The 8192-nt window shown below is 45.3% G+C and carries 5 protein-coding genes and 3 pseudogenes; 1 reads left to right on the top strand and 7 read right to left on the bottom strand.

The annotated features are described in order from the left end of the window. From J5F18_RS08410 to J5F18_RS08400, 3 genes and pseudogenes are all read right to left on the bottom strand, one after another. The coding region (locus J5F18_RS08410) for an ISAs1 family transposase (RefSeq protein WP_346301807.1) at positions 1–428 on the bottom strand (428 nt) is incomplete at its 3' end. Positions 429–438: 10 nt separating this feature from the next. Next, on the bottom strand, positions 439–1719 hold the full coding sequence (ltrA, locus tag J5F18_RS08405; protein ID WP_346301806.1) for a group II intron reverse transcriptase/maturase: 1281 nt from the start codon (positions 1717–1719) through the stop codon (positions 439–441). Between the two features lie 566 nt (positions 1720–2285). Next, positions 2286–2741: pseudogene (locus tag J5F18_RS08400) on the bottom strand (ISAs1 family transposase); the annotation flags it as partial. Between the two features lie 99 nt (positions 2742–2840). Here J5F18_RS08400 and J5F18_RS08395 point away from each other — a divergent pair. Beyond that, positions 2841–3002 (top strand): annotated as a pseudogene (locus J5F18_RS08395) (IS630 family transposase); the annotation flags it as partial. 156 nt (positions 3003–3158) lie between these two features. Here the strand turns inward: J5F18_RS08395 and J5F18_RS08390 are convergent. From J5F18_RS08390 to J5F18_RS08375, 4 genes and pseudogenes are all read right to left on the bottom strand, one after another. Next, positions 3159–4334, bottom strand: coding sequence for a polysaccharide pyruvyl transferase family protein (locus J5F18_RS08390; protein ID WP_346301805.1), 1176 nt, complete (start codon positions 4332–4334; stop codon positions 3159–3161). Then, the gene (locus tag J5F18_RS08385; RefSeq protein WP_346301804.1) at positions 4331–5101 is read right to left on the bottom strand and encodes a glycosyltransferase family A protein; all 771 of its coding nucleotides are present in this window, start codon (positions 5099–5101) and stop codon (positions 4331–4333) included. The genes J5F18_RS08390 and J5F18_RS08385 overlap by 4 nt, the downstream gene beginning before the upstream one ends. A gap of 23 nt (positions 5102–5124) precedes the next feature. Further along, complete coding sequence (locus J5F18_RS08380; RefSeq protein ID WP_346301803.1) at positions 5125–7791, bottom strand: glycosyltransferase; 2667 nt, start codon at positions 7789–7791, stop codon at positions 5125–5127. Positions 7792–7990: 199 nt separating this feature from the next. Further along, a pseudogene (locus J5F18_RS08375) lies at positions 7991–8192 on the bottom strand (ISAs1 family transposase); the annotation flags it as partial.

Genomic DNA, 8192 nt, shown 5'->3' with positions numbered 1-8192 from the left:
CCCTCCCCTTCGTGACGAAAGGAGAGCACGACGCCGACGGTTTTCAGATCAGACCACTCGTAGCTAAGCTCTTGAAACTCTGAGGTTACATCGCTTACCACGTGATACCTTGACTCTTCCCTTCCCCGGTTCTTCTCTACCGTGACATAGGAATCACCGAGGTAGTTGGCGATCACATTCATCAGAAAGGCTTCTTCAAAGGCGGCCGCCAGCTTGGGCTGGTTTTCCTTCACCGCCAGCTGGTAGTCGGCGCCATTCTCACGGATCGTATGGGCAATTTTCTTCTGACATCCCATCGCATCAATGGTGACCAGACAGCCATAAAGATCCAGTAGCTTCAGCAGCTCGGGTATGGCCGTAAGGTGAGTAGACCGAGGGAGCCTCCCCCTCAGCCTCTCGCAAAACGGAACGTGAACCTCTCGATTCATTCCGCTTCCATCAAGCAAACGCTCTTGCAGATCCAAATCGCCAATGGGCGAATAACCAGGGACATCTCACTGAGAGTTTATCAAATAACTCTATTGTTCGACGTTTGTGCCTCTTGAGCGTCTTGAATTTCCTTCTTGCCCAACGCACCAGAGCTTTATTCAGGTGTCGGAACACCGGATCAAGTGCTGATCGGCGATATTGTCCATAATAACCTATCCAACCTTGCACAATAGGGTTCAACCATCGCGCCAACTCTTCTAGGCTATAGTGACTTTTCTGCCTTACTTTCAGCTCTTTGATTGTCCGTTTCATCGCCTTCATCGCTGGCAAGCTCACTGCTGGAGTAAAGCTGATGAATAAACTGTTGTCTGAACGACTTTTACACCTCCTTTGCCTGAAGGTGTACCCTAGAAAGTCAAAGCTTATGCAAGGATGTACTTCCTTTCGTTTACCATCTTTGCAATACACCAGCTTTGTCTTTTCTGGGTGAAGCTCAAGACCACAATCTTCAAACCTCTGCTTTATTTCTCTGTGCAGCACTTCAGCTCCACCCTTGGTGTTGGCATGTACCAGACCATCATCCGCATATCGACACCACGGGTTGTCAGGAAACTGCTTTTGCATCCACTTATCAAATACATAGTGCAAGAACAAATTTGCCAACAGTGGGCTAACAACGCCGCCCTGTGGTGTTCCCTGACTACGCTTGATGATGCTGCCATCATCCTGCTGCAATGGTGCAATTAACCACCGCTTGATATAGAAGGTGATCCAGCTGAAACTTTGCCCATGAGTACGCTCACCAATGGAGACGTGCTTCTCAACGGCTTTCATCAGCAGGTCATGTCGTATGTTGTCAAACAGCCCCTTGATGTCAAACTCTAGAACCCAGTCATATTTCCAGCAACGCTCTCGCGTCACACCGATGGCTTGGATCGCAGACTTAGTCGGTCTGTAGCCATAGGAATCTTCAAGGAAATATGGCTCTATCATTTGCTCAAGCCGTTCTTTGACCACCATTTGTGCGACCCGGTCACCGACGGTAGGTATACCCAGTGTTCTCACGCCACCTGATTTCTTCGGTATGTTTACCGCCTTCACTGGTGGAGGGAAATAAGTACCCGATGACAGTCTATTCCATATCTTGTACAGGTTATTCTTGAGATCTTTCTCGAAATCCTCAAGAGTTACATCATCAATACCCGCACCGCCTCGATTCGCTTTCACTTTTTCGAAGGCGGCGTGCACATCCCATTTTGAAATTGCAAATGGTTTTGCCTGCGCATGCATCTTCCTCCTATCACTATATGACAGTTGAGACACCTGTTCAGGCTGCTTGACGCAACCCCTTCGCTCCACACTCATTACAAGTGCTTCCTCACTACTACGAGTTGCTCCGCCCCAGTATCATGCTTCGGTACTCTCAGGCTTATCATTTCAGTGATTTGCCTTTCTCCCTTAACATCATGATGACTGGTTCCCGTGGTTCCCATAAAGAGCCTGGTGTAAGGTCATGCCTACTTTACGCCGAACACCGCACACTCAACATTCGGAATCGCCAGTGTGCTTGTCCCGAGATAACGAAACGACCCCGGTTTTGATGTTGCTTTGAAAATTTACGACGCGTCCACATAGGTTCGGGTTTACTCATCTCCTTACACCCCACCTCGCCAGAATTATCTTCTGATTTTCCTTCAACGCTTCCGACCATCACTCTTAATGACAGCCGCTTGAAGGTGGTTTAGAGCCGGCTTCCGACAGCAGACTCTGGAGGGCCTTCCTCCATCTCTTCATGAGCTTATGCTCATTCACTGACTGTCATCCTAACAAGCCAGCTTCAGTGCCCACGGCACACTTTCGTTGCTTTTATCGTCCGTCTTGATCTGGCCCAGCACCACACCATTGTTGGCGGTGCTGAAGGCACTGACCATGTGTATGGCGGCCTTATCTTTGCCTCGGCAATACGAGCCGCGCAGCGTTTTGCCATCAATCGCCACCACTGCCCCGTCGGTCACCTCATGACAGGCCTTCATCCAGTCAGCAAAGGCCTTCTGTAGCTGCTTGGCATTGATCAGCGCCATGACGCGAGCCAGGGTGTCATGGCTCGGCACGCCCTCTGAAAAATCGCCGTACTAGCGCAGAAAGTCGAGCTTCGCGTGCCCAAAATCCTCGATCTCCTCCCAGCCTTCTGCACCACAAATCACCGCACAGACCGTCAGGAACAGGATATCTGACAGCTGATGGCGGATTTTCCAGGCCTGACGGAAGTCAGGAATGACCGATAAATGGTGCATCAATGAAGGCGTCAGCATGAGGGCCATCCGTGAAAAAATGCATTAGTGTTTCACGGTAGGCGGATCTCGAATGCTCTACAAGCCCCGTCGTAGAGCGGTTTGTCGTGCATTTTCCCTGCCTACTCACAGGAGTTGAACCTGATCGAGATCCTCTGGCGCCAAGTCAAGTATGCCTGGTTGCCGCTGGCGTCCTACGAAAGCTTTGCCACCTTGACCAGCGAGGTGGAACGGATCCTGTCAAACTACGGCTGCAAGGCATATGCGATTACTTTTGCATAGACACTTACACCATCCACACTGAAAACAGTATCGAACAGATACGCCCAAGTATTGTAGGATTTTAGAGCCTGCCGACTTAAAGAAACCCCCACCCCAAGCACAAGCTCATTCATCAATCAAAAATGCCAATTCTTTTGATTCAGAAGGCCTCTCCCACTAACACTCTCCCGACAGTGCAGACTTGAGCCTCATCATAGCCGAATCTCTCGCCACCCCCATATCCAAGACAGCACAATCTATTCTTTTTTTATCACTCAACTTATTGACAAGTTTTTTTATTACTTGGTCCTGCCTCCCACTCGCAAGCCACTCCGAATACACATAAAAATCGCGAATATTAAATGCACTATACAAATACTCTTTTTTCTTCTCTGTGAGGGTCCCACTCTTCTCATCCCCTCCCATGCCAATACAAACAGTCGGCACACCCTCTCTCCATGAGTTTATAGCACAATGATATGTATCGGTCACAACATAGTCACAAGAGTTTATCACTCCCAGCTTATTTGAAAGCCCTCCAAGCGGGTCCTCTTTCTTCGAAGAAAGCCACTTCAAGTCTATAACTTTAACACTCTGAGAGCCTGATATTGCATCCCCAAACTTTCTCACAAAATCTGTAGAGCATTTTAAAAGCTCTTCAGATTTAGCAATAGCACGACCAAAGGAGTACCCAACAACCACCTCGCCTCCTTTCTCACTTCTCTCGCTCCAGCTCAAAACACTTGAGGGCTTTAACAGCCAAGCAGCATCGATACCTAAGGAATCAGTAACTTTCCAATCAGTATAGCGAGCCACATACATTGCAGAGATCGGGTCTCTGACCATTACCAACTTCGCATTCTTGTAGAGGACAGAAAGATCAGCCTTATACTCTCCATCTATCTCATCAAAGCTATCATTCCCAAACAGACTGCCACCGAAGCATATGAATTTGGAAAGAAATGAGCAAGATGCATTAGAAACTCGAAGAAGTTCTGCAGAAGGCAAAAAATCATTTTCTTTTACGCAACCAACATCTTTGTCTCCTCTTTTCTTTGCTCGATTTTTTAAATCTTTCCTATGGTAATAACCACAGCTTAAAAAATCCCCCCACAACACCACGCTATCATATGGAAGCAATTGGTTGAGCGAAGTTAACTTCTTATACTTAAATACAGCTTCTCCTCGGGAAAACAGAGAGTGGTCAACCTCAACGTTAAAAAAATCTGCTTCGACACAATCCCTGAGCTGTTCAACCAAGGAATAAGCTGCCATATCAACACTCAACATGCCAGTATTGTGAGCTTCTGCATGCGCGCAAATAAAGGCAATCTTGGATTTATTTCTTTTCAAAATACCCCTCCAAACAACGAAAATATCTTACTTACTTCCTCTTCGTTAACAATCGCATTGTTATTAGCATGCATCTCCTGAACTTTAGATTTGCCTTGCTGCTTGGATAAATTGCCCCCATGATTTACTTTATACAAACCTGCAAAAAATGGAATGCCTTCTATAGCCAAGCCCTGCTGCTCTGCCAACAAAGGAATCTGGCTATGCTTGGTTAATATCTTAAACTTAGGGCTCATTCCAACGTCTTCGAGATATAAATCATTATGATCAAACCAAAAGACAGCGCAGCTACCGCAAGATTTATAAAAATAACGTCCGCTGCTACCTGCCATCTCTGCTATGGCATTATCAGAGACATTATAAACGTAGCCGCTAGGCAAATAGTAACCCACTCTATTGTCATGGCTCCTAACATAGGCGTTCACATCCCTATGCAGAAGATCATCAGCATCAAGAATAAAAAAATAAAAGCCTGCAGGGTACTGCTCCTTTGCATTCTGAAGTATAGCTTTCCTTTTTCTAGTCTTGTCCAGGCTTCCTTCACCGTGAGTTTTAGGTCTTTCGAAATCCGCTTTTATCCAGGCGACCTTATCATCGTACTGAATATTAGGCTCGTCATGCCCACATATCATGACACGATAGTTCGTATCACTTTGGCATTTCAAGCTTGCAATGGAATGCTTAAGATTTTCCTCAACCATTTTCCAATCAACTGAGCCGTCATTCGGCCTCAACGGTATTGCATATACAACTAACGGATCTAACATACCCCCCCCCTACGGATCCATAATCATTGAGACATTAAACGTTGATGATGCACTTGGTAACCAAAATTCAACCTCACAAAATCGAGAGACTTTTCAACCTGAGACTGGTATTTTTCATTGCTACTCATCAACTCATCAATTGCTTTTCTAACTTCGTGAATCTCGGCATAAATTGCCGCATCTTTAAATAGCGGTTTATAATGATGAGGGAGTATGACAGGCAACCCTACAGCCATAGCTTCAAATATCACTCTTCCAAATGACTCGACCCACTCATCATGAGTATAATATACAAAAACATCATTTTTTGATAAAAAGCGTTTTGGGGACATTGCACCAAACTCATAAACCTCCCAGTTTTTAGGCAAGTAACCCAACACGGATTGGGGTGTCTCAGCCCCACCTAGCACCCGGACCTTGTATCTTTTATCGCTGGGATAAGCAGCCAAAATGTCATCTTTTGAGTCTGGCCATTTTACATACTGGTCTCTAGAGTGACGGCAAATTCGTATTGTATTACTTTCTGGAGGAAGCTTGTCTCTCACCCATTCATCAACATTAATTATATTCGGCCAATCTTGATCGCTGAGGTTAATTAGGGACAAGTCTTGTTCGTGGTGTTTTTTTAGTGCCTCTCTCACTAAAGGGCCAATGGGATACCAGGTACCAACCTCACCAAAATAGCTTATTAAATTTTCCACACAATTGGAAATATGATATATTGACTCACTATCGACACCGTAATCTCGCTTCGGAGGTTGGTTCACAATAACTTCCAGCTTCTTGAATTTAATTTTTGGCATGTATTGTTGTTTTTCCTCCAGAACCCATGGCTGACGAACCACTAACACATCGCACGAAACCTCCTCACCAAACACCACCCAGTCCGCTTGCTTGCTTTCAACGGCCTCAGTTATCTTATTATTAACCTCCCTATCGGGATTCATTATATAGCAACCTATTTGAACAAGCCCTGTCTTTAAACCCATACTTGACTGAGCCTTTATTTCCTCCAAGTTGGACATGGTAGTTCCACCTGGAAAGCGAAAATCCGACGCTAATATGACGTCATAGTGAATTACATCTTGGTTATTAAAAGACGGCAACATAGGGGCGGGGGCAATAAACTCTCGCTCGCCTTGGGGGAAACCAATGTAAGCTTTTTTATTTCTCTTATGATATCGCTTATGGTTTTGCTCATATGCCCTTCTGGCACCCATTTTAAATCCGTGGTAACCAAAAGTTGAGGAACCCGTTAACGATCCTTCTGTCTGGCGTTGAAATGACATCGGAGCAGTGTCCAAGTTCACAATTGCTTCTTTGCCAAAATGAAGCTTTATTCGCTGAGTGAATTCGGAGTCGGCAGCAAACCTAACAGAGTCCCAATATCCAACTTTGCTTACTACAACTTCCCGCCTGAACATCAGAGAAGACATGTTAGGTTGAATATAAAATCCTGGATTACCCCTGCGATAGAATACAAAATCTTCTGTAACTCTTGCCTGAGGGGACATGTTAGCTATTACATTTACGTTTTGATTGAGATGGCGAGCTTGTATTTCAATCTTTTGGGGGTGAGACCAATCATCGGCGTCATTGATCGTTATATAGTCACCCGTGGCAACTTTGAGAGCCGTATTCCTTGCGACGTAAGGGCCACCATTCTTATCTAAAGAAATTATCTTGAACCGGTCATCTTTCATGGCAAATTCTTTGACTACATCTACGGTACCATCTGTGCTGCAGTCATCGACAACGATTACTTCAATATTTTGCCATGTCTGGGAAGCCAAAGACAAAAGCGTTGTAGTAATAGTCTGTTCAGAGTTGTATGCCGGAATAATAATTGTAACTTTTTCAGGGCCGGTATTTTTAGGTTCTAAAGGTGGCTTTGTGCAACTCAAATTATCGTAGGTCAAGTCCTCTTCGCTTCCAAATCTCACTCCTTCCGCATCGTAAGTTTCGTAGACACGGTTGACCACTTTGATTTTTTCATTGCCGGTTAGCGTATTACTCAGAGCCAAGTATAAATCAGGATCTTGAGAAATTTTCAGCCTTTCCTCTATTATATGGCGAGCATCATCTCTCTTACCCAAAAGCAAATTGTTTTCTGCTTTAAGAATGGCAGCCCTATTTTTTTCTATTTCATTCAGCTCACCAGTGTTGCAGAAAACATCCAGCCACATCAGGCTCTCGATTGCGGCATGAGAGTCATTCTTATTGGAATTATAAACTGCCAATTCCCATGCGGACATCCGCTTCTCTAACAATGTTTGTCCGTGTCTCGCCAACTCTGCCAAGTCCGATAGCGATTTCTCAACAAAGCCTAAATTTAGCAGCCTCTTTTTTAAATGACTAACCGAACTTGGATTTTTGGGGAAATCACTTTTTTTCAACGGGTAAAAAAGAGGTCCTAGACCTTTGGGTCGGGCGCGTCGACCTTCCAATCTGCCGAACCTTATATAGTGAACAAGTGGGTTAACTCCAGATTTCTCAACATCACTGTTTGCTTCACAATAATACGAAGTATTAAACTTAAGACTGGGGTTTCTTCCCAGTGCGGCTCCATATTTTAAATAATGAACCTCAGGCGACATATCAACCATGGCCACATCTTTGTATTCCTTTACATACCAATCTCCATCCATATACTCAGAGTTTTTAATGAGTTCTGATTCAATCATTTTCATTCCACGCACCAAGTCAAAAGTTAAATTATGTCAGGTAGAGAAACACCCTATTTTCACAATCATCACGCTATTCTTTATTATTTATTCTCTGAGGTCTGGGGAAAGCTCAGGGAAAACGCACGGAAGCCATCAGACCGCGAGAACGTCCGCAAGATAGGTCTCATCCAGCGCGGCTTTCAGGGAAAACGCACGAAAGCCATCAGACCGCGAGAACGTCCGCCAGGTAGGTCTCATCTAGCGCCGCTTTCTTCTGTTTTCGCCGCACACCGCCTTTGAATCGCGTCTCCCCTTTCAGGTAATTCAGCGCAATATGCCGCACTCTGCCAAGGTTTTCTGCGGCTCGACCACGGTGGATTCGGCAGATATCTTCCCGCATGGCGACGTCAAGGCACCAGTGCAAC

It is taken from the genome of Halomonas sp. BM-2019, from assembly GCF_017584085.1.
The sequence above is the reverse complement of the archived record's forward strand: the minus strand, read 5'-3'. Positions and strand labels throughout refer to the sequence as shown.

Coding starts and splice junctions, on each gene's coding strand:
- ltrA (WP_346301806.1), bottom strand. CDS start 1,719: ATGCATGCGCAGGCAAAACCATTTGCAATTTCAAAATGGGATGTGCAC.
- J5F18_RS08385 (WP_346301804.1), bottom strand. CDS start 5,101: ATGTTAGATCCGTTAGTTGTATATGCAATACCGTTGAGGCCGAATGAC.
- J5F18_RS08380 (WP_346301803.1), bottom strand. CDS start 7,791: ATGAAAATGATTGAATCAGAACTCATTAAAAACTCTGAGTATATGGAT.